Source organism: Bradyrhizobium sp. AUGA SZCCT0222 (assembly GCF_018130205.1).
GTDB lineage: Bacteria > Pseudomonadota > Alphaproteobacteria > Rhizobiales > Xanthobacteraceae > Bradyrhizobium.
Map to the genome: position 1 here is coordinate 54,659 of NZ_JAFCLX010000034.1, position 24,125 is coordinate 78,783.

The window sequence follows — 24,125 nt, forward strand, 5'->3', positions numbered from 1 at the left end:
GATTGAATCAGAACCGGAGCTCCAGATTCTTGTTTTGACGCATTTTCTTGACGCGAGCCGGTATCGATCCCGCATCACGTGCGGCACCGGCTTCGCTCGAAACGCTTTCGCAGCAGCTGACGTTTCCCGCCTTCCGGATTAGCGGCTCTTATAAAGCCCCCGGTCTCCGCATGTCAGACATGCGGCTTAACCGGTTTACGCAAGCCGCATATGGGGATCATAGTGCTTACACGCTGAGCGATCGTGTCGCGCATATGTCCCCCTCCTCCAGTGGCGCGGGCGCTCAGTAATCCCTCTTGGAAGGTGATTGTGTCGGCCTCACGTGGCCAATACCTTAAGCCGGGCTCTTTTGGGCCCGGCTTTTTTTCTTCTCCGGATCGCTTCCTCTGCAGATGATTTGAGCTGAACCTTCCTCGTCTCCAGATCTTTTCTTCTCCCGTAAAACAAACGTCATCGAGCGTGTGCGGATTGACAGCGCGCCGTTGCGCCATCATCATCGAGACATGATCACGAATTCGTGCGCCGCTCTGTCGTCGAAAAAAGGTCCCCACCCGGGGACCCGAGATCGACGCGCGCGATAGATCAACCGCCAAGCCGATCCCGAAACCCCGCCGTCTGGACGGGTTTTTTTTATGTGTCCCGTCTCCGGCAAAAGCCTTCAAGGAGATGGAACCATGTCTACCGATCCGCAAAACCGATTGCAGGGCCTGTGGCTGCCCCTCGTTACGCCGTTTCGCAACGGCGAACTCGATGAGCCGTCGCTGCGCCGCATGATCAGGCACTACGCCAATAGCCCGGTCGACGGCTTGATCCTCGCTGCCACCTCGGGCGAGGGCATGACGCTCGACCAGGGCGAGCTCGAGCAGCTGGTGTCGGTGGCCCGGAGCGAGATCTCGGGCAGCGGACGCTATATCCCGATCTGTCTCGGCCTGTCCGGCGCCAGCACGCGCAAGATGCTGGATACGCTCGACGAGACCGCCGCCTGGCCGATCGACTTCTATTTGATCGCCAGCCCCTATTACACGCGGCCGTCGCAGCGCGGCCTGCTGCGACATTTCACTGTTCTCGCCGATCACGCCTCATGGCCGATCGTGCTCTACAACATCCCCTACCGGACCGCGGTCAATCTCACCAACGAGACCCTGCTGCAGCTCGCCGGACATCGCAACATCGTCGGCATCAAGGATTGCTCTGCCGACCGCGCCCAGTCGATCGAGTTCCTCGCGCGGCGGCCGAAAGGCTTTCGCGTGCTGACCGGCGAGGACGCGCACTATCACGAGGCGCTGGTCGACGGCGCCGACGGCGCCATCCTGTTGTCGGCGCATCTGGAGACCGAAGCATTCGCCTCGGTGCGGACGCTGATGCAGCAGGGCGACCACCAGGGCGCACAGGCGTGCTGGGACAATCTTTCCGAACTGACGCGGCTGTTGTTCGCCGAACCCAGCCCGGCGCCTGCAAAATACTGGCTGGCGCAGAGCGGGCTGATCGACAGTGCCGAGGTCCGGCTGCCGATGGTGGAAGTCAGCGCGGAGCTCGCGGCGCGGCTCGACGCGGAGCGGGAACGGCGCGCGCCGGCCCTGTTGCGGCGGGCGTAGAGGGGCGTCGCAGCCGGGACCCTCCCGCTTGCGGGAGCGTTGCGCACAAAAAAGCCGCCGCACGCGGAAGACCGCGGCGACGGCTTTTCTGTCGCTCCACACCGGCTCGGATGATGCGGAGACGCATAAGGTGACCGGAATATCTTCCAATGGCGTGGACGCCGGCCAGAAAAATTGCCTGACCGCGTTGGCGCAATGTTAACCGCATTCGCCCGCGGTCGCCTCAGCCGATCGCCGCGTCACCTTTGCAAACGCGGCGGCCTTCCGGAACGCTGGTTAACGGTTGGTGAGGGCGGCGCTTCAAAATCGTCCAAAGCCTTGCCGTCAACTTTAAAATCTCGGGCGTATTGATGTCCTCATTGAGAAAACGGGGGACATCACATGATCGAGCACACCAGTGACAATTGGAAATTTCCGACCTGCGAACGCGTCCAGCGAATGCAGGACGTTCTGCTGGTTTCGTCCTTTGCCTTGTGGGCGACGCTGATCGGTTTCGCGCCGGTCGTGACCTGGCGCCTGCTGATGGCTTGAAGGAAAACGCGGCGCCTGCCGTGGTTAATCGGCGGTAGCACCTGCGGTCAAATGCGAGCGAAATTGCGACCGGGATTTTAAAAGCGGTCGCGTATCAAGCTCGTCACAACGGAAAAAAACGCGGGGGCGCGTCGTGGAAATCGAAAACAATACTCTCCCTGATCAACAGGGCTTTACGACCGAGGACGTTCTTTGGGCGGTCGGCATCTGGTCGGTGATCCTGACCATGTCGCCGGTCGTCGTGTTCTACATGCTGATGGTGGCGTGAGCAGACTTGCTCCGTCTGTCATTCCGGGGCGCATCGAAGATGCGAACCTCAGATGTGCAATTGCACATCGTAGTTCGATGCTGCGCATCGCCCCGGAATGACGACATACAATAGAAAAACGCGCGGAGTCCCGCGCGTCTTTTTAAGTCCGTAAGCGGCGTTGTTACGCCGCTTGCTTGTGCATGGCGCCGGAAGCCGACGCGTTGCCGCGGATGGCCTTGATCGAACGTTCGATCGCAGCCCACAGCCGGCTGATTTCCGCAGCGGCCCGGCCTTCCGCATAATATTCGCGGGCGCCTTCGCCGTTACCAAGCGCCAGCAACAGATCGGCACGGTTGGTGATCTGACCGCTCCACACCGGCGCACGGAATTTGATCAGTGCTTCACGCGCGATGGTGACGATGCGGCTTTCAACGCTGTCCCGGCTCGCGGGGGCACCGTTGATGACGACCGCGTAGGGCTTGCGCGCCGCACGGCAGGTCTGAATGGTTTCCTGCACGGCATTGACGTCAAACACGCCGGGCCGCGCCGGAATGATCACCATCGTGGCGTTCTTGATGGCGTCGTCGACGACGGCCGACAAATTCGGCGGCGTGTCGATGAACACCCATTCGATGCCGTCGCGCTTGGCGGCGGCGATAATTCCGCTGACCGAATTTACCGCGGCCTTGATCGGCGGCTCGTTCGTTCCACGCAATTTGTGCCAGAGAGTAAGCGATCCCTGCGGATCAGCATCAACCATCAAACAGGGCTTCGTCGACTTATGGACATGCGCAGCAATGTGGGCAGCCAGGGTACTTTTTCCCGAGCCCCCCTTACGCGAAGCAAAAACTATGACGTTCATACCTTGGCCTCCAGATTGACCCCAGAAGCCGAAAATGAATCAGCGCACTGATTCGTGAAAGAAAAATTTGCTGCTTATTGCAAAGAAGCCACTGATTAGCCAATAAAGTTGCTTTTTGAGTCACACTGCGTGCGACGCCGCAATCCGTGATGAAATCGCAAAAATGGAATCGCCAGAGTGACTTGATCGATTCAGCGCATGCTTTTTGTGCGCTGTCGTTCGATCCACTTGCGCTCGATCCATCCGAGCAGCTTCGCCATCGGCGTCTGCAGAAACGGGACGTCCTGCGCGAACAAAAGGAGTCCGAGCGGCAGCATCCAGAGTCCAAGCACCGGCAAGATGCTAAAAATGCCGCCGAGGATCAGCAGAATAGCCATCGGAATCCTGACGTAGCGCGACGACGGCTTGCGCAGCCAGGCGACGAATCTGGCCGGGCCGGCCGGCAGCTTGGCTTCGAACCAGGCAAAATGCCGGTCGAGCTCCATTTGCGATTCTTTGCTCAATTAATCTCTCCTCCTGCTGACAGATGTTGACTCGCGGCTGGAGTCACAAGGCGTCAGTCTGTCGCGCGAAGGGGGCTTGAAATGGCATGCCGCGCTCAGGTCGAGGCTGGTTTTGCCGGTTTCTTGGGCTTACGCGCCTTGGCCGCGGATTTGCGCGGGGCCGCCGGCTTGATCGCCATCGGCCTGCCGGCGGGCGCTGAAGCGGCCCGGCTCGGTTCGGGACCGGATCTGAATTGCGCCCGGCAGGGCGGCGAAAGCTGAGACTTCTTGGCGACCATGCAGGCCGTGACGCGCTCGACATTGGGGATTTCGGAGCTGCAAAGCCGGAAAGCGTCGCTGGTGCAGGCCTGTTCCTGTTCAGGGGTGTAGCTCTGACCCGAAGCCGGCAGCGATGAAAATGCGAGCGCCGTCGTCAACACCAAACCAAACCCGAAATTGCTGATCCGAAAAGTCGCCATGAAGCCCCCCGAGGCAATGATTCCACGAATTGTGGGTGAACCGCCCGGGATTGGCAAGCAGGGGTGGACAACAGGCCACAGCACAAGTGCGGCGACCAGCGCTGATTTCACCGGCCGGACGGGCGGCAGAATGGGCAGTGAATTGGGGAATTGGCAAGCTGGGCAACGCAATGACCTTTTCAGAAGGGCCTGCTAACCGCATAGCTTGCCGCGATCAGTTCGCGGAGCCGAAGGATAAATCGTTGGCCGACCAACCTGACCTATCTTTCGGGGCCACCTTCCGCTCGGTGTGGAATGGCATGCTCGACGTGTTTGTTCGGCTGCGCTTCCTCTCCCTGGTCGGCCTGCTGATCTATCTTGCCGTGGGGATTCTGGGATTCGTTGCGCCTGTTATCGCTGACAACCCGGTGCTCCGGGAAGGCCTCGATGCGATCAAGACCATCCTGATTCTTCCGCTTGAGATCGCGATCTACCGCCTGCTGATCCTCCGCGAAACCACTTCCGGCTACGATTTCGGGATATTCGCGCCACGCTTCCGGCGTTTGCTCGGTTGGACCGTCGTGCTGTGGGCGCTCATCACCCTTCCACCCTACCTGCCAGGCCTGATCACGCCGTCCGAGGACGCAGATTCAATCGCGACCATCGCAACCGCGATCGTCGTCGTCGTCGTCCTGGTGCGGCTGGCTATCCTTTTTCCGGCGATCGCGGTTGACGCGCCCGGTGCCTCGCTGCGCAATGTGCTGGCGGATACGAAGGCTCGAAGCTGGTTGATCCTGAAAAGTTTTTTTATTGTGCTGCTGCCGGTATTGGCCGGGTTCCTGGCGGTCGGCTTGATCAGCGACTTCGACGATCTGCCCAGCTGGTGGAGCGCAGCCAGAATTGCGCTCAACAGCCCGCTCGAGTTGCTGGCGACGGTGTTGGCCGCCGCGACCGCATCGCGGCTGTTCGGCTGGATCGGCCATCAGGTGAAGGGTGTGCCGGTCTGATCCGGTCAGGCATCATTGGCCGGACAGGCGATGCGGCCAGCGCAACGAATCCGACGGTCTCCGGGAATATCCGCGATGGGGTTGGTACAGTTGGGTGGGCTCGAACCACCGACCTCCTGTTCCACAGACAGGCGCTCTAACCAGACTGAGCTACAACTGCATCCTGCACGAGCCCCCACGAAAAAGGGGGTCGCGAATGGGCGGGAAACTAGGTGCAACGCCACGCTTTGGCAAGGCCACCAGCCACCCGATTATCAGTCGTTTCGGGGGCGGACAAAGTTCATTTGCTTCGGGGCATCGATGGCCCACCCCTGCGAAGGACCGGCCCAAGGACAGAAGAGGGCAACAAAAAGCCCGGGCTGACCTGCCCGGGCTTCTTCAAACCTTAATGCGGGCTCAGGCGGCCGGCTGCTGGTACTTCGCGGCCGACGCCTTGATCGGTTCGACCGTTTCGGTCGCAACTTTCTGGCCGAGTTCAGCGAGTTCCTTGGCCTGGGCCGAAAACGTCTCGAACTGCTTCTTGGCGTGCGAGGTCCACAGCTCCATGGCAGCTGCCGGCGTCTTCACGCTGAGCAGATCCTGCGCGAAGTCGAGCGAGGACGTGGTGTTGGCCTTGAAGAACTCGAACAGCTTGGCCGAGTAGGCGCTGGCACCCTTGTTGGCCGAGGTGAACACGGCTTCCATGGTGCCGTTATGGCTCTCGGCCACATCCTTGAACTTGGCGTAGTTGTCGCGCGCCTGCGAAACGCCCTTTTCAGCGAACGCACGCACCTGCTCGGGGACTTCGAATGGAATGATGGAGGCGGAGAACGGATCGGTCGAACTGGTCATTCGCATGCTTCCTTCGCAACGGGGTGAATTGTGGTGACCCCTTGCGAACGCCACCGGTGAAAACGCCGGTAGCGCCGTACTGGATCACACGGTCTCTGCTTGTCTGAGCACGATCTTCTCGGAATACCGGTACATATTTCCGGATCGAACTCCGGTCTTGGGGAGTGCCCATCGTCGGGCATGCCCAATAAACACCTTATCATGTCAATTTTGTGCAACGCAAAGCAAAACAATGTGCACTGCGGCATACATTGCCTGTTTTGAGTGTATTTCTAGCCTCTAAATCCTAAAGTAGAATAGGCGGGACTTTTGAAGCATGTGTCCTCAGACCTCTCCTGGGCTCTTGGGCTTCGCCGCATCCATCGCGGCGCGGCTGACGATCTGACCCATCTCGCTGGCTTGCTCCGCCAGCGCACGCATCTGGCCCTGCACATACTCGCTGTGCAGCCGCATCACCTCGGTCAGATCCTTGGCCTTGAGCAGCGCTTGCGCGTAGTCCAGCGAGGTCTGAACGTTCTTTTCGGCGAAGGCGACCGCCTTGCTGCCGATTTCCTTGACGTTGGTGCGCGCGGCGGCGCCATGGTCCTCGAACGAGCCCGCGGCCTGATGCGCGGAAGAGAGGAATTTCTCGAAGGTCTGGCGGGCCTGCTCGAAGCTCGCCTCCGCCATCGATCGCATTTCCTTTGGAATCTCGAAACGGCCATCGTCGCTCATGGTCCCACTCCTGTGGTGTTGGGGGCTGCTTGGCAGGCGTCCAGGTATCGCTAAAGGACCTCACCGGTATGATGCCGTGTCGGCGGTTCCGCATCGTGCACCTTGGGCGGAGGGCCTCGGGTTCACATCGTGAACCTCCGGCGGTCTTTTGCAACAAGCTCAACGCCGCAGAGGCCGGTTCGGTTCAGCTGGATTAAGGTTATCGCGGCTTAGAATACCGCTTGGGTCCGCCCGGCCGTGGACCTGCCGCGCCGCGCTTGCGATACTGGCGATCCACTTGCGATCCTGCAGGGCAGTCAGCGTTTGGCCGCCGATTCGCAAAAATCATCTTCGAGCAGAAGGCTCACGTCCACGGTCATGTCGCGCTGATGAATAATGCCGAACTCCAGATGCTAGCGCTCGGCGATCCACGGCTGGCGGTGCACGCGACGAGCGCCCTGGCCGCATGGCTGTGGTCGAGCGACGGCACGCGGGTTCTGTGGGCCAATCCGGTCGGCGCACGCTTGTTCGGCACGGCCAACAGCACGGCGCTGGCGGGGAAAATTTTCGGACCGGCCGATCCGCATCGGCGGCAGATCGCGCGGCTCGCCGGCCGCCTGCTTGCGAGCGGCGCGGTCCGGCTGGAGCGGCTGCAAGGTTTTGGCGCGGCGCCCGGCATGCTCGCGACCTGCGGCTGTTCGCGGCTCAATCTGCCCGATGGCAGCCACGGTATTTTGGTTGCTGCCGGCAACATCTCAGGCCGCGCCATGCCGCTGAAGGAACGGCTGCAGCGGCTGGTCGAGGGTCTCGCGATGCCAGTCGCGGCGTTTACCCGTGACGGCATCCTGATCGGCACCAGCGATACGGCGCGTCCCCTGCTCGGCTTTCACAATCTGGTCGAGGCCGGCCTCGACGATGCGCGCCAGGACGCGCTGAAACAGGGCGCCGTCGCAACCGCGATCGACATCGGCCGCATGGTGCTGCAACGGGTTGGCGCTGGCGCCGACACCAGCCTCGTCGCGCTGATCGTGCCGGACGCCGTGCACGCCGCAGCGCCGGAGCCCGTCGCGGCGGCGCAGCCACAAGAAGAGCAGCCGCAAGAAGGATTGCCTGAACCACTCGAGCCGCCGGTGGCGGGCGTTGTCGTGAACGATCCCGCGCCCGAACCGCCGCAGCCCGCCCCCATGGGCGAAGCGCCGGCCGCCTTGGCGCTGTTCGACGCGTTCGCAGAGGCGCCGGAAGAAGAACCCGAAACCGAGCCGGTCGCCGCGGCGGCCCCGTCCAGCAGCGAACCATCCGCCGCGTTGCCACCTGAACCATCGCCTGACGTCGAAGCGATCGCCGACGAAGCCACGCCCTCATTCGCCGCCGACGCCTCGCCTGAACCATCAGCCGAAAACCTGATAGCGCCGACCGCCGCCGCACCCGTCAAGGCGCCGTCCTCGTTCGAAGAGCCGTCACCGCATGCGCGGCGGCTTCCGTTGCGCTTCATGTGGCAAATGGATCAGGACGGCCGCTTCACGCTCGGCGCCGATGAATTCACCCGGCTGATCGGCCCCCACACCACCGCCGGCTTCGGCCGGTTGTGGAGCGAGATCGCGGAAGCCTTCGGGCTCGATCCCGAAGGCCGCGTGATGAAGGCGTTTGCCACGCGCCAGACCTGGAGCGGCATCACGCTGAACTGGCCGGTCGATGGCGGCGCGCGGCTGCCGGTCGAATTGTCGGGCCTGCCGATCTTCGATCGCGCACGGCATTTTGCCGGCTTTCGCGGCTTCGGCGTTTGCCGCGATCTCGACGGCCTGGCACGGCTGGCCGCCTTGCGCCGCTACGAATTCTTCGGTGGAGCACCCGCACCGGTCGCGCCGGAACCGCGCTCGGCTGATATCGTCCAGGCAGGCCCAGCGTCGGATTCGGTCGGCCCAGAGTTGCCCGCGCAGGATCCGTCCGCGGAGGACGCGCCTCAAGAAGCGTTGCCGCAAGAAAATTTAAGCGAAAATTTCAGCGAGAACGTGACCGCGCAGCCGACCGCGGCAGATGACCCGCCCGCGGAATTTGTCATCGAGACCAGCGTTGCGTCGCCTCCCGTTACGGAATTGCCCGAGCCGATTGCTTCCGAGATTTCACACCCAACCGATCTGGATGCCGCCGTGGAACCCCCAAAGGATACTCTGGCAGAAATGCAGGCGGAAACGCCGAAGAACGTTCTGCCGTTCCGCCCGCCCGGCGACGCCAAGCCGCCATCGCTGACGCCGGTCGAAAACAGCGCCTTCAACGAACTCGCGCGGCAATTGTCGGCGCGGCTCGAGAACGAGAACGGCAATGAGACGACGCAGGCCGTCACCGGCCTCGATGAAACCGTGGTCGAGAACACCGCATCGACAGACGCGTATGCGGCAGCTTCACAGGAAGCCGCGAGCGATGCCCCGGTGCAGCCGGAATGGCTGGCACCATCCGAGCCGCCGGCGCGCGGCGAAAGCAGGCGCGACAAGGCGCTGCTCGACTTGCTGCCGGTCGGCATTCTGATCTACCGGCTCGACCGGCTGCTCTACGCCAATCCCGCCTTCCTCACGCAGATGGGCTATCCGACCCTGCATGCGCTGGAAGATGCCGGCGGCCTCGACGCGCTCTATGTCGAGCCCGGCGTCTCCAACGCGCCCTCGACATCGGACACCGGCACGCCGGTGATGATCTCCGCGAGCCAGCCGCAACCTGCGGAACAAAGCTCGGAAGAAGACCCGGAAGGGCCCGCATCGACCCCACCGGCGGCGACCGACGCGCGCCTCTACACGATTTCATGGGACGGCGATTCCGCGCTCGCTTTGATCTTCTCGGGTGCGCGCGGCGAAGCGGCGGCCGTCGCCGCCGCGATCGCGGAAGCTGTGCCGGTTGCCGAACCGCCGGCCGCCGAACCGTTGCCCGCGGGCCACGCCGATGCCGAAGAGCTTGGCGCCATCCTCGACACCACAGCCGAAGGCATCGTGATGTTCGACGCCGAGGGCAACATCAGCTCAGTCAATCGCAGCGCCGAAGCGCTGTTCGGCTATGACGGCCAGGACCTGGCGCGGCGCAATCTGGCGGATCTGTTCGCGCCGGAAAGCCAGCACGAGGTGTTCGACTATCTCGCCAGCATCAAATCCGAAGGTGTCGCCAGCCTGCTCGAGCACGGCCGCGAGACGCTCGGGCGCGAGAGCAAGGGCGGCTTCATTCCGCTGTCGATGACCATGGGACGGACAAAGGCCGATGGTCCGAATTTCTTCGCGGTGTTCCGCGACCTGTCGCAGGCCAAGCAGAGCGAGAACGAGTTGCGGGAAGCGCGGCGCCTCGCCGAGCGCGCCGCCAGCGCCAAGGCGGACGTGCTGGCCCGCATCAGCCATGAGGTGCGCACGCCGCTCAACGCCATCATCGGCTTCTCCGAAGTGATGATCGGCGAACGTTTCGGTGCGCTCGGCAATGAGCGCTATGTCGAATACATGAAGGACATCCGCGCTTCCGGCGAGCGGGTGATCTCGATCATCAACGACCTGCTCGATCTCTCGAGGATCGAGACCGGCAAGCTCGATCTGTCGTTCACCAACCAGAATCTCAACGAACTGGTCGAGAGTTGCGTCGCCGTGATGCAGCCGCAGGCCAACCGCGAACGCATCATCATCCGCACCTCGCTGGCGCACACGCTGCCGCCGGTGGTCGCCGATGCGCGCGCGTTGCGCCAGATCACGCTCAACCTGATCGGCAATTCGATTCATCTCGCCAATGCCGGCGGCCAGGTCATCGTCTCCACGGCGTTGTCCGATTTCGGCGAGGTAATGCTGCGGGTCCGCGATACCGGCCACGGCCTCAACGACAATGAAGTCGCCGCCGCCCTGGAGCCGTTCCGCACCCCGGCACCATCCGATCAGGCCTCCGAGGGCGCCGGCGTCAGCCTGTCGCTGACCAAAGCGCTGGTCGAAGCCAACCGCGCCCGATTCCAGATCAAGACCGGCGCGCGCTCGGGCACGCTGATCGAGGTGGTGTTCGCGCACACGACCGCGAAGGCCTGAGCGCGGCCGTCAGATTTTGCGCGACCCGGTTTTTAGTTTCGCGATGCGGGCTTCGTGACACTTGTGGCTTGCAAGCTGCGGGAGACTGCCATGGATGGACCTGGTGAAGCCGTAACGCCGCAAGCCATCGCAGCGTGCGAGAAGATCATCCGGCCCTATATCAGGCGCACGCCCGTGATCGAGACCGATGGCCGCGAGTTCGGGCTGTCGGCCGCCACAATCTGCCTCAAGCTCGAATTGCTGCAGCACTCGGGAGCGTTCAAGGCCCGCGGCGCCTTCACCAATCTATTGACCCGAGCGATCCCCAAAGCGGGCGTCGTCGCAGCGTCGGGCGGCAACCATGGCGCTGCCGTCGCCTATGCTGCGATGCGGCTCGGCATACCGGCCAAGATTTTCGTTCCCAGCGTGTCTTCTCCGGCCAAGATCGCGCGCATCCGCGAGTACGGAGCCGATCTCACCATCGAGGGCGATGGCTATGCGGATGCGCTCGCCGGAAGCGAAGCATGGGTGCAGCAAACCGGCGCGCTGCCGGTTCACGCCTTCGACCAGAACGAAACCATCATGGGTCAGGGAACGATCGGCCTGGAGCTCGACGAACAACTTCCCAACATCGACACGCTCCTCGTTGCGGTTGGCGGCGGCGGGCTGGTTGCAGGGATAGCGGCCTGGTACGCCGGCCGCATCAAGGTGATCGGTGTCGAGCCGTTTGCGTCGCCGACGCTGACCAGGGCTTTGGAGGCCGGACATCCCGTCGATGCGGAGGCCGGTGGGCTGGCGGCGGATTCGCTGGCGCCGCGCCGCGTCGGCGAAATTGTGTTTCCGATCGCGCAGAAATACGCGCCGCGCACCGTGCTGGTGACCGACGACGCGATTGCCGAGGCGCAGCAGACGCTGTGGCGCGCCTTGCGCATCGTGGCGGAGCCGGGCGGCGCCGCCGCCTTTTCGGCGATTCTGTCCGGCGCCTATCGGCCGGCCGACGGCGAACGCGTGGCCGTTGTCGTCAGCGGCGGCAACACGGCCGCGGTGAATTTCAACATCACGCGCTGAGAAGGCGAACTGCGGGTATCTGCCGCTCCCGGATCGCTGCGGCACGGCACAATTTTTGCTCGAATCCAGCTGCCTGAATGCATCCGAACCTGGATCGCCTATTTGTCAGGCAACTGGATTGGCCGACTATGCGCTGTCTCGTTGTCGCGGACCTGCATTATTCATTGCCGCAGTTCGACTGGCTGCTCAGCGCTGCACCCCAGTTCGATCTCGTGATCTTTGCCGGCGACGCGCTCGATATCGGCTCGATGGTCGATTTCCGTGCCCAGATCGTCGTCGTGAAGAAGTACCTCTCGGTGCTTTCACGCATCACCCGCGTGATCCTTTGCTCGGGCAATCATGACCTCGACAACCATAGCGCCGAGGGCGAAAAAATCTCGCGGTGGATCGGCGAGGTCCGCGAACTCGGCATCGCCTGCGACGGCGACAGCCTGACCATCGGCGACACGCTCTTCACGGTCTGTCCGTGGTGGGACGGTCCTTTGGTCAAGCAGCGCCTCGAAACGCAGTTGCAGGAGGCCTCAGTGGAGCGGCTGCCGCACTGGATCTGGGTGCATCACGCGCCGCCTGCGAATTCGCCAACCAGCTGGGGCGGCAAGCGGTATTTCGGCGATGTCGATCTCGTGCAGTGGATCGCGCGCCACCAGCCGTCGATGGTGATCTCGGGCCATGTCCACCAGTCGCCATTCATTTCCGAGGGCTCATGGTTCGACCGGCTCGGCGATACCTGGGTATTCAATACCGGATTGCAGCCTGGCCGGCCGCCCACCTACATCGTGCTCGACCTCGACGAGGCGACCGCGTTCTGGCTTTCGGCGGACCACGCGCAATCGATCGACCTCAAGGCGCCGTTGCAGCGGCCGGCGGCAACGATTCAAACCGCGCCGCCCTGGCTCATATCCTTGGATCAGATTGCCGATCCGAGCCTGGTGAAACCTGTGTCGGCGGAAGGTTGATCATGCTCTGCAGGAGGTCTCCGACCATCGCGAGGTGGTTGCCGTGGCCGGCATATTGCCGCTTGAGATCGGCGAGATAAGTGTTGGCGACGTTGAGCCGCTGCGCCAGCATCCTCGCGATCATCAGCGACACTGCCGGCTGCTGCCGCAGGAAGGACGCGGCATCGTCGATCTCGTAGATCGCCGAATCCTGCGCCGCACGCACGGTGGCGGTATGCGGCGTGTCGAGCAGCACCGACATTTCACCGAGTACCGCACCTGGCTCGGCAATGGTGGCAACGATGGTGTCGCCCTTGATAACCTCGAGCCGTCCCTCGATCAGCACATATAGATGCCCGGTGCGGGCGCCCTCGTGAAGAACTTCGGTGCCGGCGGCGACGCTCCGCCTCGTACCGCCAATGCAATATTCGAGAATGTCGCGCATCGGCTCACCTCCGCTAAGGCCGAGATTAGGCACGGAGCGTGCCAAGGTCGAACAGATATTTTGGAATGCTTCTAAACTCAAATCTGGAATCGCTCTAAAAGAATGCGGTCGCGACATCGCGGCGCTTCGTGCGCGCTATCCGCTGGGCTAGTGAAAACCGGCATCATCCTCCTGCCTGCCGGAGCAGCCATCATGATTAAATTTCGCGTCTTCGCCGCATCAGCGGCGTTGTTTGGTCTGGCCTCGTCCGCCATCACCCCGGCTTCCGCCGATAACGGCGAAGTCAACGTCTATACCTATCGCGAAACCAAGCTGATCCAGCCGCTGTTCGATGCCTTTACCAAGGACACCGGCGTCAAGGTCAACGTCGTCTCGGCGAGTTCAGGGCTCGAGCAGCGCATGAAGGCCGAGGGCGCCAACAGCCCGGCCGACGTACTGCTGACGGTCGATATCGGCCGCATGGACGAGGCCGTGAAGGCTGACGTGACCCAGCCGATCAAGTCGGAGGCGATCGACAAGGTCGTGCCGGCGCAATATCGCGATCCCGACGGGCACTGGGCCGGCATCTCGATGCGCGCGCGCGTAATCTACGCCTCGAAGGATCGTGTCAAGCAGGACGCCATCACCTATGAAGAGCTCGCCGATCCCAAGTGGAAGGGCAAGATCTGCATCCGCTCCGGCCAGCACATCTACAACAACGGACTGTTCGCGGCCTACACCGCGAAGTACGGCGAGGCCAAAGCCGAGGAATGGCTGCGCGGCGTCAAAGCCAATCTGGCGCAGAAACCCTCGGGCGGAGATCGCGAGGCCGCGCGCGACGTCGCCGCCGGCAAGTGCGACATCGGCATCGGCAACACCTATTACTGGGCGCTGATGATGAACAACGACCCGGAAAAGAAGCCGTGGGCGGAAGCCACCAAGGTGATCCTGCCGACGTTTGCGGGCGGCGGCACCCACGTCAATCTGTCCGGCGTGCTGCTGGCCAAGCACGCGCCGAACAAGGCCAATGGCCTCAAGCTGATCGAATGGCTCGCCGGTGAAAAGGCGCAGCAGATGTATGCCGACCAGAACTACGAATATCCGGTGCGTGCCGGCGTCGCGATCAACCCGACGATTGCGGGCTATGGCAAGCTCAACGCCGATACCCTGCCGATCGCCAAGGTCGCCGCCAACCGCAAGGCGGCCGCGACGCTGGTAGACAAGGTCGGCTTTGATAATTGAGCTTCCGTGAAGCGATAAAATCGTGATCGCGCGGCGACCGCAATTGCGTTCCCTCCCCCCTTGCGGGGGAGGGTTAGGGAGAGGGGTGAGCCACGGACACCGACCTCGCGGCTGCCCCCCTCTCCAGCTCTCCCCCGACGCAAGTCGGGCCTGCCCGACTTGCGCAAACTCAAAGTACGCAACCGGGGTAAACCCCGGGTGCGTGGAGGAGGGAGCCCACCTCCACCAGCCAATACACCGACTTCCCCCATTCACATGTGACCTCCCGTGAACCCCTCCGCGCACGCCGGACGGATCTCGGCGGCAATCGCTGTCATGACCGCGATCATGGTCGCCGCGCCCGTGATCGCGGTCATCGCGCTGGCGATGAACCCCGCGCCCGATCTGTGGCGGGATCTGATCGCCTATGTGTTGCCGCGGGCGATGCTCGATACCGCGCTGTTGCTGTTCGGCGTCGGCGCACTGGCGCTTGTGATCGGCGCCGGCACCGCGTGGCTGATCTCGCTGCATGATTTTCCCGGCCGCGCGCTGCTGTTGTGGCTGATGCCGCTGCCGCTGGCGATTCCGACCTACATCGCCGCCTACGTCTATGCCGACCTGTTCGAACCGCTCGGCCTGGTTCATCGCACGCTGGCGATCTGGTTTCCGCTGCGCGACACGGTGGCCGCCCTGCCCAATCTGCGTTCGATGCCGGGCGCGATCATCGTCATCGGCCTCGTGCTCTACCCTTACGTCTATCTCTCGGCGCGGACGATGTTTCAGTTCCAGAGCGCCGAATTCGCCGAGGCAGCGCGAACGCTCGGCGCCAGCCGCCTGCAGATATTCCTCCGCGTCTCGCTGCCGATGGCACGGCCGGCGCTCGCGGTCGGCGTGGCGCTGGTGTCGCTGGAAACGTTGAACGACATCGGCGCCAGCGAATATCTCGGCGTCCGTACGCTCACCGTGTCGATCTTCACGACCTGGCTCAACCGCGGCAGCCTCGCCGGCGCGGCGCAATTGTCCTGCTTCATGCTGGCGATCGTGGCCGGCCTGATCGCGATCGAACGTTACGGCCGCCGCAATGTCGCGACCGGGTTTTCCGCCGAGAGCCCGCGGCTGACGCCGCGCACGCGATTGCAGGGCAGCCGGGGCTGGTGGACGTTTGCCGCCTGCCTCACGCCCGTGCTGCTCGGCTTCATCGTACCGGTGCTGTTTCTGCTGCAGCAGAGCTTCAAGCGCGGGCTCTTGACCAATTTCGACATGACGCTGGGACGCGATGCCTTCAATTCGGTGGCGTTCGCAACGCTGGCGACGCTGATCGCGCTCGGGCTCGGCTTTGCCACCATCCTGGCCTGGCGCTGGCGCCCGGATCCGGTGCGCCTCATTGCGATGAACATCTCGCAAACCGGCTACGCCCTGCCCGGCCTGGTTCTCGCGCTGGGCTTGCTGACCCCGGTGCTCGCGATCGACAATGGCCTGAGCGCGCTCGGCGGATGGCTCGGAGGTTCGTTGCCGGGACTGATCCTGGTCGGCTCGGGTGCAGCCGTCGTGATCGCCTATGTGATCCGCTTTCTGGCGGTGCCGACCGGACTGATCAAGGCAGGCTTCGAGCGAATCCCGCACGACTACGACGACAGCGCGCGCGCCGCCGGCGCAAGGCAAGCCACCACGATGCGGCTGATCCACCTGCCGCTGCTCCGGCCGGCGATGCTGGGCGCCGTCATCATCGTGTTCGTGGACTGTCTGAAGGAATTGCCGGCGACGCTGCTGCTGCGTCCGCTCAACGTCGATACGCTGGCGACCTCGATCTACCAGTTCGCCAGCCGCGGCAGTTTTGAGGACGGCGCGCTCGCGGCGCTGCTGATCGTCGCCGCCAGCATCGGCCCGGTGGCGTGGCTGACGCGGTTTTCCGACGTGCCGTCAGGCCCGGCCTAGGTGCGAATCCTGCTCCACGGGACTCATTGATCCAGAGTCCTGGCCGTCTTAATTCCGCCCTCCGCCTCGGTATACGTCCCCATCATGATGTTCATGTCCACATTCTTCCCGCTGATCTGAGCGACCCCAAGTCGTTCCGGCGCATTGGCGCCAATCAGATCAAGACGGCTGCGCTGACGCGACAGCCGAATGGAGAATGTGTATGCCCAAAACCGAGTATATCGGCTTGACCTCTCATCAGGTCGAGAACTTCATCAACGACGGCTTTGTCAGAATTGAAAACGCCGTCCCCGCCCAGCTTGCAAAGCAATGCAGGGACGAACTGTGGGCGGATATTGGCCTTTCGCCAGACGAGCCCGAAAAATGGATTCACCCGGTTATTCGGGTGGCGTCCAAGGCTTCACCGCCATTCATTGAAGCCGCCAACACGCCACTTCTGCACAAAGCCTACGATCAACTTGTCGGTGATCGCCGCTGGCTTGCGCCCCAAGGCCTCGGGACCTTTCCGATCCGCTTTCCTTCGCCAACATCCCCTGGTGACGATGGCTGGCACGTCGACGTGAGTTTCGGCGACGACACTCCTGACTTCATGGAGTGGCGTGTCAATGTGAAGAGCCGTGGGCGCGCATTGCTGATGCTCTTCCTGTTCTCCGATGTTGGCCGCGACGATGCGCCGACCAGGATACGGAAAGGGTCGCATTCCACCATTGCGCGGGAGTTGCTGCCGTATGGCGACGCCGGAGCGACGCTCCGGCAGCTCTCGGCCAATGGTTACGCTTCAATGGAAAATTGCGAGGTTGAGCTGGCAACTGGCGCAGCGGGCACAGTCTATCTGTGCCACCCGTTCCTGGTTCATGCCGCGCAACCTCACCGAGGGGAACGACCGCGTTTCATGGCACAGCCACCGCTGCTGCCGAAGGGTGAGTTTGACCCGGCGTTGCCGCCCTCGCCGGTTCAGATCGCCATCCGTCAGGCGTGCGGGCTGATGCGATAGTGGCATCGGCCCGGTGGCGTGGCTGACGCGGTTTTCCGACGTGCCGTCAGGGCCGGCGTAGGTGCCAAAGGCTTCCGTCGTCCCTGCGAACGCAGGGACCCATAACCCCGGTCGTCTATTGCTTGAAGAAGGTCTCTCCTACAGCGCTCTAACGAGAGGCCGCGGCGTATGGGTCCCTGCGTTCGCAGGGACGACCATAGAATTTTATCGCGCCTACGCGTTCTTCAGCGCGACGCGGAATTCGGCTTCGGTCTTGGCCTTGACCTCGTCCAGCGTGACGCCGTCGGCGAGCTCGATCAGCGCCATGCCGTCCTTGCCGTGCTTGTCGATGGTGAAGACAGCCAGATCCGTCACCACCATGTCGACGACCTTCTCGCCGGTCAGCGGCAGGTTGCAGGTCTTCAGGAGTTTCGGGCCGTCCTTGGCGGAATGCTCCATCACGACGACGACGCGCTTGACGCCGGCGACGAGGTCCATCGCGCCGCCCATGCCCTTGACCATCTTGCCGGGGATCATCCAGTTGGCGAGGTCGCCGTTCTGCGCCACCTGCATCGCGCCGAGGATCGACAGATCGATATGCCCGCCGCGCACCATACCGAAGGATTCGGCTGACGAGAAATAGCTGGTCGACGGCAGTTCGCTCACGGTCTGCTTGCCGGCGTTGATCAGGTCGGCGTCTTCCTCGCCCTCATAGGGGAACGGGCCCATGCCGAGCATGCCGTTCTCGCTCTGCAGGCTGACGTCGATACCGTCGGGGATGTAGTTCGAGACCAGCGTCGGAATGCCGATGCCGAGATTGACGTAATAACCGTCGCGCAACTCTTTCGCGGCACGAGCGGCCATCTGTTCACGGGTCCAGGCCATGGGGCTCTCCACTATAGTTGGCGCATGATCTTGTCGGAAAACCGGTATCCACTTTTCCGGATCATGCGCTGTAATTTGGTTACGCCGCGGGGCGCGGACGGGTGTTGCGGAACTCGATCCGCTTCTTGCCGGTGCCGACGTCGATGATGCGTTTGACGAAAATGCCGGGCGTGTGGATGTGATCGGGGTCGATCTCGCCGGCCGGCACCAGATGCTCGACCTCGGCGATGGTGACCTTGGCGGCGGTTGCCATCATCGGGTTAAAATTGCGCGCGGTCTTGCGATAGACCAGGTTCCCGGCGGTATCGCCCTTCCAGGCGTGGACGATGGCGAGGTCGGCGAACAAGCCGCGCTCCATGATGTATTTCTCGCCGTCGAATTCCTTCACTTCCTTGCCTTCGGCGATCAGGGTGCCGACGCCGGTCTTGGTGAAGAAGGCCGGGATACCGGCGCCGCCGGCGCGGATGCGCTCGGCCAGCGTGCCCTGCGGATTGAATTCGAGTTCCAGTTCGCCGGCGAGGTATTGCTGGGCGAACAGCTTGTTCTCGCCGACATAGGACGAGATCATCTTCTTGATCTGCCGGGTCTCCAGAAGCCGGCTCAGCCCGATGCCGTCGACCCCGGCATTGTTGGAGATGACGGTAAGGTTCTTGACGCCGGATTCGCGGATCGCGTCCGACAGGGTCTCGGCGATACCGCAAAGACCGAAACCACCCGACATGATCATCATGCCGTCCTTGAGAACGCCATCGAGTGCCGATTTGGCGTCGGGGTAAACCTTGTTCATGGATGTCTGACCTGATGGAGGAAACGGCTTAAGGCCGGCATAATGTTAAGGATTATTAGGCGAAATCTTCGCACTGCGTCAATGCGCGCGCTTTTGGACCATCGGCAGCGGTTCACAACGGCAGGATGGCCTTGAAAGCGTCAAGAAAACCCTTCAGGTTGTGTGGGTTGGCAAGGGCTGAAAGCTAGGCGCGCCCGCCCCGGACAACCAAACCCTCGACCTCAACCCGACCTGGATATGTCTTTGACGATGGCCCAAGGAATGAAGCGCCTGGGGATGCCGATTGCGGCGTTTCTCGGCTTGGCTTTGATCGGCCTGATCGGGACCTCCTGGTTCCTCAACCGGGACGCGCTGCGCCAGGCTGTCGAGGCGCAGATTCGCGCCGTCACCGGGCTCGATCTGGTCGTCTCGGGTGCGATCGACGTCTCGGTATTTCCCGGCAGCTACGTCTCGTTTCACAATGTCAGGCTGAAGGGCGGTGCCACCGTCGACCCCGCGCTGCAGGTCGACGTGCTGACGGCGAATCTGCGCTTGCTGCCGCTGTTGCTGCGACGGTTCGAGATCGCCGACGTCATGATGCTGCGGCCGCATATCCGCGTCGTCAGGGACGGCAATGGCGAGAGCAACTGGACGCCGTTCGTCGAGACCATCGCGCGCGCCATGAAGCCGGGCGCCGAGAATCAGGTGTCGTTCTCCGAAATCCGGATCCAGGACGGCGTGCTCAACTATGAAGACGCCGCCAGCCAGGTCTCCGAGGCGCTAAGCGATATCGACCTGTCGCTGGCCTGGCCGTCGATCTCGCGTTCGTTCGCCGCCACCGGGCAGTTCGACTGGCGCGGCGAGCGCGTCGACGGCTCGGTCAGCGCCAGCGATTTCGTCGCGCTGCTGTCGGGCGATCGCTCCGGCGTGAAGGCGCGGCTGGTCAGCGCGCCGCTGAAACTGGCCTTCGATGGCGCGCTCGCCAACCGCACCAGCCTGATGATGGAAGGCACGGTGACGATCGACAGCCCGTCGCTGCGCAACGCGTTGCGCTGGATGGGACAGTCGCCGCCCGGCGGTGGCTTCGGCCGCTTCGCGCTGAAGGCCCGCGCCAATGTGGTCGGAGGTTCCGTTGCGCTGACCAATGTGAATGTGGAACTCGACGGCAACGTCGCCGAAGGCGTGATGACCTTTGCCAATAACGGCCGGCAGACGCTGCAGGCGACGCTGGCCGCCGGCGCCCTGGATTTCACGCCCTACATCTCGACCTTCCGCCTGCTGGCGAGCGGCGCGCGCGACTGGAATCGGCAATTGTTCGACCTGAACTCATTGTCGACCACCGATCTCGACATGCGGCTGTCGGCCGCCAAGGTGACGGTCGGCTCGACCAAGCTCGGCCGCACCGCCTTTGGCGCCAATCTGCGCGGCGGCGCGCTCGCGCTCTCGGTCGCCGAGGCGCAGATGTATGGCGGCATCGCCAAGGGCACGTTCGGCGTCGCGCGCTCGGACGCGATCGCCGACGTCAAGGCCCAGTTCCAGTTCACCGATGTCGACCTGCACGCCTGCGCATCCGAATTGTTCGGGATCAACAAGCTCTCCGGCCGCGGCAATCTCAATGTCTCGCTGGTGGCCTCGGGCTCCAGCCCGTTCGGGCTCGTCACCTCGCTCGACGGCACCGCGACCCTGACCGGCCGTGACGGCGCGATCGCGGGCTTCAATGTCGAGCAGCTGTTGAAGCGGCTGGAACGACGGCCGCTGTCCGGCAGCGGCAATTTCCGCAACGGCTCGACGCCGTTCGATACGCTCAACGTGTCGGTAAAGTTCAACGACGGCATCGCGACCGCCGAAGACGTCCGCGTCGAAGGTCCGACGACGCGTCTCACCCTGACCGGCACCGCCTCGGTGCCGGCGCGCGAATACGATCTGAAGGGCGTCGCCAGCCTGACGTCTGCACCCAACGCCCCGCCCGGCTTCGACCTGCCGTTCGTGGTGCAGGGACCGTGGGACGATCCCTTGGTGTTCCCCGATCCCGAAAGCCTGATCCGCCGCTCGCCGGGCGCAGCCCCGCTGCTGGATGCGGTAAAGGATCGCAAGACCCGCGACGCCGTTCGCTCGGTGATCGAGCGGATCACCGGCGGCGGCCCAAGGCCGGCGGCACCGGCGGCGGCAGAAGGTGCCACGAAGCCGAACTGACGATGGCGGGACCACGAGCCTGTTCACGATGACGCTTGCGACCTGGCCCGGACGGGCACCGACGTCGGCTGATCTTCCGGAATAACTGAACATTAACCATACGAGCCCATGATTTGAGCCGAATTCGGGTGGGCAAGCGCGCACGAGCCATTGCTGGTTTCTCACCGCGATGGCTCTTTTGTTTTGCCGACCGGCGATGGGCTGAGACGTAGGGATCACAGGTGACCGAAGCACCCGGCAGGGAAACGCAAGGGGGCAAACAGCCCGAGGCGGCACCGCAGGTAGCCTCAAGCCCGGTGCTGATGTTAGCTGTCTCGCTGGCTGCCATGGCCATCATTGGTGCGGCCACCGCCAATTCCTTGCCGAGTTTCGGCGGCTTCTCAATGCCGGTTTTTCAGTTCTCTTTGCCGAGCGTCGATCGATTGTCCTTGCCGGACTTCAGCCGCTTCTCGCCGCCAACTTACAATCGCGTCGCTGCACCTCCTCCGCCTAACCCGGCTCCAGTCCTCGTACCGGATCCGGTTGTCAGGGCGGGACTGCGGGACATTCAGACGTCGCTGGAGCAACACGCCGATGTGTTGATGTCGCTCATGCAGGGCTCCGCAGCCCAACAGGCGGATTTGAAAAGAATAACCCGTCAACTCTCCTTGCTGACGGCGCAGGTGAACTCTCTGCAGAATCAGGCACCGCCGCTGACGACTTCCAGCATCGCACCGCCGACGACTTCCAGCATCCCACGTCCAAATCCTCGCACGCGGGTCATCCAGGCGTCGCGAAAAGTACTCCCTCCAGTTCTTCCTCCAACTCCTCCTCCGCTTCCCAAGCCTGCCGGCCCCTTTTCGGTAGGGGGCGCTCCGCTCAGTCCGGCACCTGGCTTGGGCGCAAGCTAGCACCCAACGGACAACGCCTCCTTCCGCAAATGCCCCCGGACATTCAACGGTCTCCTTAAGCCCCGACGCCGTTCAGTCTGGAAGACCCGCCTGCCGCAGCGTTCTAATCCATGATTCGGTCGTGGACTCATTGCGGTTCTGGCGGCGAACAAAGTCAGGATCGATGCGGGCATGGGGCTGGGTCTGCAGCAATTGCCGGATCATATCGCGCGCCTCGTCGACTCGGCCGAGATCGACGAGCGCCACGGCTGCCGCTCGATAGCCGCCCGCCAGTTGCGGCAGCGTCAGGATGGCGCGTCGTGCCCACGCGAGCGCATTTTCCGGATGCCCGGCGTCGCGGTAGCCAATGGCGAGTCCTAGTTCGCAATAACCGCGGAATGGATCGCGCGGGCTCAGCCGCAGGGCGCGCGTGAACATGTTGATTGCTTCGTTCGGAAGGCCAGCTGCTGAATGTACCCAGCCGCCGTGCATGATCGCAGAAAACCCATTGGGATTGAGCATCAGCGCACGCTCCGATCCGGTCAGCGCAGTTTCGATGCTGCCGCCTAACAACGCGATGGTCATCGCCGCGAAACTCGTGGCCTCCGAATCGTCGCCTGTGGTCGCCAATGCAGCATGCGCGAGCCGAAGCGCTTCCGGAATCGCGTCAGGACCGAATGAATCGACCGAATGCATGATGCACGCGGCCCGTAGCGCCAGGGCACGGGCAAAGTGAGGATCTCGGGAGATCGCCTGCTGCGTCAAATCCAGCGCGGCACGCAAGTTTCGCCCCGAGGGTTCCCTGAAGGCCGCTGACGCGCGCATGTAGAAATCGTAGGCGTCGAGACTGGTGGTCGGCTTGCGCAGGCTCCGTTCAATTTCGGCGTGCCGCAGATTGGGCTCGATGGCGCTTACCACCTCTGTGGCAACCCGGTCGTGCATGTCGAAGATTTCCTCGAGCTCGCCGTCGAACCTATCCGCCCATAGGTGCGCTCCGGTCTCGGCGTCGATCAGCTGGGCAGTAACGCGCACACGTCTCCCGGACTTGCGGACCGAACCCTCGAGCAGATAACGAACGCCCAGATCTCGCCCGACTTGTCGCAGGTCCCGCGCTTGGCCCTTGTAGGTGAAGGCTGAACTCCGAGCGATGACGAACAGCCACCGCACGCGGCTAAGGACTGTGGTGATCTCCTCAACCATTCCGTCTGCGAAGTAATCCTGCTCCGGATCCCCTGACATGTTTTGAAATGGCAACACCACGATGGACGGTTTGTCAGGCAGCGCGAGAGCCGGTGGCGGCGAAGGGCTCTCGCCGCCGACGGCAAAGATGTGAACCGGACGGCTGATGTTCTTCAGTTCGATCTCGCCGCGATCAGCGAAGGAGGTACTGAGTCGATCACGAACCTGCTCGTAGACGGCGCGAGACAAGGCAACCCCGCCAGGGTCCGCGATACCTTCGATGCGCGCAGCGATGTTGACGCCGTCGCCCATCAGGTCCTCCCCCTGGACCACGACATCACCGAGATGGATGCCAATACGCAGCCGCAGCGGTTGATCCTCACCGGCCTTTGCCTCGACCTGCTTCTGGATTTCCATCGAACAGGTTACGGCCTGAACCGCGCTGGTGAACTCAACCAGAAAGCCGTCGCCAGTTTCCTTGAACAGGCGGCCGGCATGCCGGGTGATGGCGTGATCGACAATGTCGCGCCGCAGGGCTGCCAGCCGCGCGAGGGTGCCGGTTTCATCCGCACCGATCAGGCGGGAATAGCCCACGACATCGGCCGCCACGATTGCGGCCAGGCGCCTTACGACCTGCTCGCCCGCCATTGAGCCATCCTTGAAGCTGCAGTCTGCCGCGGCACCTGCAGAATTGCATCTTAGGTGACGGGCGGCCCGGTGTCTTCCTTGGTTCGGCCCCGGTTTTCACGATTGGACCGGTGAGGCCTCAACAGCAGCCTGTTCCGCTCTTGGCACCTTTAAGACATGCCGACCGACCCCGGCCACGTCTGTTTATGGGGGTATTCCGGAAGAGGTCGGCGGGTGGCCACAACGACGCGATTGATGTAGTGGACGACGCCCGCTCCAGGCATCGAATGTGCCAAAGGGGTGATCGTTGAACAACGAATCACCG

Annotated in this window: 21 protein-coding genes and 1 tRNA gene; 12 read left to right on the plus strand and 10 right to left on the minus strand. The window is 63.1% G+C overall.

The window, feature by feature from the left end; genetic code table 11:
- Window positions 1-674: 674 nt before the first annotated feature.
- The 3 genes from dapA (at window position 675) to JQ629_RS37585 (ending at window position 2,394) form a co-directional block, all read left to right on the plus strand.
- On the plus strand, window positions 675-1,595 hold the full coding sequence (dapA, locus tag JQ629_RS25785; protein WP_212415005.1) for a 4-hydroxy-tetrahydrodipicolinate synthase: 921 nt from the start codon (window positions 675-677) through the stop codon (window positions 1,593-1,595).
- Window positions 1,596-1,976: 381 nt separating this feature from the next.
- A complete protein-coding gene (locus JQ629_RS25790) occupies window positions 1,977-2,126 on the plus strand; it encodes a hypothetical protein (protein ID WP_212415006.1) in 150 nt (49 codons plus the stop codon).
- A gap of 133 nt (window positions 2,127-2,259) precedes the next feature.
- A complete protein-coding gene (locus JQ629_RS37585; protein WP_283813432.1) occupies window positions 2,260-2,394 on the plus strand; it encodes a hypothetical protein in 135 nt (44 codons plus the stop codon).
- A 163-nt stretch (window positions 2,395-2,557) separates the two neighbouring features.
- Here JQ629_RS37585 and JQ629_RS25795 read toward each other — a convergent pair whose 3' ends face one another.
- From JQ629_RS25795 to JQ629_RS25805, 3 genes are all read right to left on the minus strand, one after another.
- Window positions 2,558-3,238, minus strand: coding sequence for an AAA family ATPase (locus tag JQ629_RS25795; RefSeq protein WP_212265649.1), 681 nt, complete (start codon window positions 3,236-3,238; stop codon window positions 2,558-2,560).
- A gap of 191 nt (window positions 3,239-3,429) precedes the next feature.
- Entirely contained in the window at window positions 3,430-3,723 is a 294-nt protein-coding gene (locus JQ629_RS25800; protein ID WP_502753322.1) for a hypothetical protein, read from the minus strand.
- A 113-nt stretch (window positions 3,724-3,836) separates the two neighbouring features.
- Window positions 3,837-4,199: a hypothetical protein gene (locus JQ629_RS25805; RefSeq protein ID WP_249135272.1), complete on the minus strand. Its 363-nt coding sequence runs from the start codon at window positions 4,197-4,199 to the stop codon at window positions 3,837-3,839.
- A gap of 170 nt (window positions 4,200-4,369) precedes the next feature.
- Between JQ629_RS25805 and JQ629_RS25810 the strand changes: the two genes are divergently transcribed.
- Window positions 4,370-5,185 carry a hypothetical protein gene (locus JQ629_RS25810; RefSeq protein ID WP_212415008.1) on the plus strand — a complete coding sequence of 272 codons (816 nt, stop codon included), beginning with the start codon at window positions 4,370-4,372 and terminating at the stop codon, window positions 5,183-5,185.
- 82 nt (window positions 5,186-5,267) lie between these two features.
- Here the strand turns inward: JQ629_RS25810 and JQ629_RS25815 are convergent.
- From JQ629_RS25815 to JQ629_RS25825, 3 genes are all read right to left on the minus strand, one after another.
- Window positions 5,268-5,345, minus strand: a tRNA-His gene (locus JQ629_RS25815).
- 236 nt (window positions 5,346-5,581) lie between these two features.
- Window positions 5,582-6,016: a phasin gene (locus JQ629_RS25820; RefSeq protein ID WP_212415009.1), complete on the minus strand. Its 435-nt coding sequence runs from the start codon at window positions 6,014-6,016 to the stop codon at window positions 5,582-5,584.
- A gap of 324 nt (window positions 6,017-6,340) precedes the next feature.
- A complete protein-coding gene (locus JQ629_RS25825; protein WP_212415010.1) occupies window positions 6,341-6,730 on the minus strand; it encodes a phasin family protein in 390 nt (129 codons plus the stop codon).
- A gap of 368 nt (window positions 6,731-7,098) precedes the next feature.
- On the opposite strand from JQ629_RS25825, the gene JQ629_RS25830 reads away from it, so the two are divergent.
- From JQ629_RS25830 to JQ629_RS25840, 3 genes are all read left to right on the plus strand, one after another.
- Window positions 7,099-10,746 (plus strand): PAS domain-containing protein, encoded by a 3,648-nt coding sequence (locus tag JQ629_RS25830; protein WP_212415011.1) that lies wholly within the window; start codon window positions 7,099-7,101, stop codon window positions 10,744-10,746.
- Between the two features lie 90 nt (window positions 10,747-10,836).
- A complete protein-coding gene (locus JQ629_RS25835) occupies window positions 10,837-11,793 on the plus strand; it encodes a threonine/serine dehydratase (RefSeq protein ID WP_212415012.1) in 957 nt (318 codons plus the stop codon).
- Between the two features lie 128 nt (window positions 11,794-11,921).
- Complete coding sequence (locus tag JQ629_RS25840) at window positions 11,922-12,749, plus strand: metallophosphoesterase family protein (RefSeq protein WP_212415013.1); 828 nt, start codon at window positions 11,922-11,924, stop codon at window positions 12,747-12,749.
- Here JQ629_RS25840 and JQ629_RS25845 read toward each other — a convergent pair.
- A complete protein-coding gene (locus JQ629_RS25845; RefSeq protein WP_192736758.1) occupies window positions 12,688-13,173 on the minus strand; it encodes a Crp/Fnr family transcriptional regulator in 486 nt (161 codons plus the stop codon). The two genes, JQ629_RS25840 and JQ629_RS25845, sit on opposite strands and share 62 nt — an antisense overlap.
- A 192-nt stretch (window positions 13,174-13,365) precedes the next feature.
- On the opposite strand from JQ629_RS25845, the gene JQ629_RS25850 reads away from it, so the two are divergent.
- The 3 genes from JQ629_RS25850 (at window position 13,366) to JQ629_RS25860 (ending at window position 17,302) form a co-directional block, all read left to right on the plus strand.
- Window positions 13,366-14,394, plus strand: coding sequence for a Fe(3+) ABC transporter substrate-binding protein (locus JQ629_RS25850; RefSeq protein WP_212415014.1), 1,029 nt, complete (start codon window positions 13,366-13,368; stop codon window positions 14,392-14,394).
- 315 nt (window positions 14,395-14,709) lie between these two features.
- Entirely contained in the window at window positions 14,710-16,308 is a 1,599-nt protein-coding gene (locus JQ629_RS25855; RefSeq protein WP_212415031.1) for an ABC transporter permease, read from the plus strand.
- Window positions 16,309-16,510: 202 nt separating this feature from the next.
- The gene (locus JQ629_RS25860) at window positions 16,511-17,302 is read left to right on the plus strand and encodes a phytanoyl-CoA dioxygenase family protein (protein WP_212415015.1); all 792 of its coding nucleotides are present in this window, start codon (window positions 16,511-16,513) and stop codon (window positions 17,300-17,302) included.
- 213 nt (window positions 17,303-17,515) lie between these two features.
- Here JQ629_RS25860 and JQ629_RS25865 read toward each other — a convergent pair whose 3' ends face one another.
- Window positions 17,516-18,166, minus strand: coding sequence for a 3-oxoacid CoA-transferase subunit B (locus tag JQ629_RS25865; RefSeq protein WP_212032632.1), 651 nt, complete (start codon window positions 18,164-18,166; stop codon window positions 17,516-17,518).
- Between the two features lie 79 nt (window positions 18,167-18,245).
- Window positions 18,246-18,953, minus strand: coding sequence for a CoA transferase subunit A (locus JQ629_RS25870; protein ID WP_212415016.1), 708 nt, complete (start codon window positions 18,951-18,953; stop codon window positions 18,246-18,248).
- Between the two features lie 249 nt (window positions 18,954-19,202).
- On the opposite strand from JQ629_RS25870, the gene JQ629_RS25875 reads away from it, so the two are divergent.
- Together JQ629_RS25875 and JQ629_RS25880 are read left to right on the plus strand one after the other, a co-directional pair.
- Window positions 19,203-21,125: an AsmA family protein gene (locus JQ629_RS25875; protein WP_212415017.1), complete on the plus strand. Its 1,923-nt coding sequence runs from the start codon at window positions 19,203-19,205 to the stop codon at window positions 21,123-21,125.
- 221 nt (window positions 21,126-21,346) lie between these two features.
- Window positions 21,347-22,015, plus strand: coding sequence for a hypothetical protein (locus tag JQ629_RS25880; RefSeq protein ID WP_212415018.1), 669 nt, complete (start codon window positions 21,347-21,349; stop codon window positions 22,013-22,015).
- Window positions 22,016-22,087: 72 nt separating this feature from the next.
- On the opposite strand, the gene JQ629_RS25885 is transcribed toward JQ629_RS25880, so the two are convergent.
- Entirely contained in the window at window positions 22,088-23,821 is a 1,734-nt protein-coding gene (locus JQ629_RS25885) for an adenylate/guanylate cyclase domain-containing protein (RefSeq protein WP_212415019.1), read from the minus strand.
- Window positions 23,822-24,125: the final 304 nt, after the last annotated feature.

What these genes read in the sequence shown, in the direction of transcription:
- dapA (WP_212415005.1), top strand. Translation starts at nt 675, where the DNA reads ATGTCTACCGATCCGCAAAACCGATTGCAGGGCCTGTGGCTGCCCCTC.
- JQ629_RS25790 (WP_212415006.1), top strand. Translation starts at nt 1,977, where the DNA reads ATGATCGAGCACACCAGTGACAATTGGAAATTTCCGACCTGCGAACGC.
- JQ629_RS25795 (WP_212265649.1), bottom strand. Translation starts at nt 3,238, where the DNA reads ATGAACGTCATAGTTTTTGCTTCGCGTAAGGGGGGCTCGGGAAAAAGT.
- JQ629_RS25800 (WP_502753322.1), bottom strand. Translation starts at nt 3,723, where the DNA reads ATGGAGCTCGACCGGCATTTTGCCTGGTTCGAAGCCAAGCTGCCGGCC.
- JQ629_RS25805 (WP_249135272.1), bottom strand. Translation starts at nt 4,199, where the DNA reads ATGGCGACTTTTCGGATCAGCAATTTCGGGTTTGGTTTGGTGTTGACG.
- JQ629_RS25810 (WP_212415008.1), top strand. Translation starts at nt 4,370, where the DNA reads ATGACCTTTTCAGAAGGGCCTGCTAACCGCATAGCTTGCCGCGATCAG.
- JQ629_RS25820 (WP_212415009.1), bottom strand. Translation starts at nt 6,016, where the DNA reads ATGACCAGTTCGACCGATCCGTTCTCCGCCTCCATCATTCCATTCGAA.
- JQ629_RS25825 (WP_212415010.1), bottom strand. Translation starts at nt 6,730, where the DNA reads ATGAGCGACGATGGCCGTTTCGAGATTCCAAAGGAAATGCGATCGATG.
- JQ629_RS25830 (WP_212415011.1), top strand. Translation starts at nt 7,099, where the DNA reads ATGAATAATGCCGAACTCCAGATGCTAGCGCTCGGCGATCCACGGCTG.
- JQ629_RS25835 (WP_212415012.1), top strand. Translation starts at nt 10,837, where the DNA reads ATGGATGGACCTGGTGAAGCCGTAACGCCGCAAGCCATCGCAGCGTGC.
- JQ629_RS25840 (WP_212415013.1), top strand. Translation starts at nt 11,922, where the DNA reads ATGCGCTGTCTCGTTGTCGCGGACCTGCATTATTCATTGCCGCAGTTC.
- JQ629_RS25845 (WP_192736758.1), bottom strand. Translation starts at nt 13,173, where the DNA reads ATGCGCGACATTCTCGAATATTGCATTGGCGGTACGAGGCGGAGCGTC.
- JQ629_RS25850 (WP_212415014.1), top strand. Translation starts at nt 13,366, where the DNA reads ATGATTAAATTTCGCGTCTTCGCCGCATCAGCGGCGTTGTTTGGTCTG.
- JQ629_RS25855 (WP_212415031.1), top strand. Translation starts at nt 14,710, where the DNA reads ATGACCGCGATCATGGTCGCCGCGCCCGTGATCGCGGTCATCGCGCTG.
- JQ629_RS25860 (WP_212415015.1), top strand. Translation starts at nt 16,511, where the DNA reads ATGCCCAAAACCGAGTATATCGGCTTGACCTCTCATCAGGTCGAGAAC.
- JQ629_RS25865 (WP_212032632.1), bottom strand. Translation starts at nt 18,166, where the DNA reads ATGGCCTGGACCCGTGAACAGATGGCCGCTCGTGCCGCGAAAGAGTTG.
- JQ629_RS25870 (WP_212415016.1), bottom strand. Translation starts at nt 18,953, where the DNA reads ATGAACAAGGTTTACCCCGACGCCAAATCGGCACTCGATGGCGTTCTC.
- JQ629_RS25875 (WP_212415017.1), top strand. Translation starts at nt 19,203, where the DNA reads ATGGCCCAAGGAATGAAGCGCCTGGGGATGCCGATTGCGGCGTTTCTC.
- JQ629_RS25885 (WP_212415019.1), bottom strand. Translation starts at nt 23,821, where the DNA reads ATGGCGGGCGAGCAGGTCGTAAGGCGCCTGGCCGCAATCGTGGCGGCC.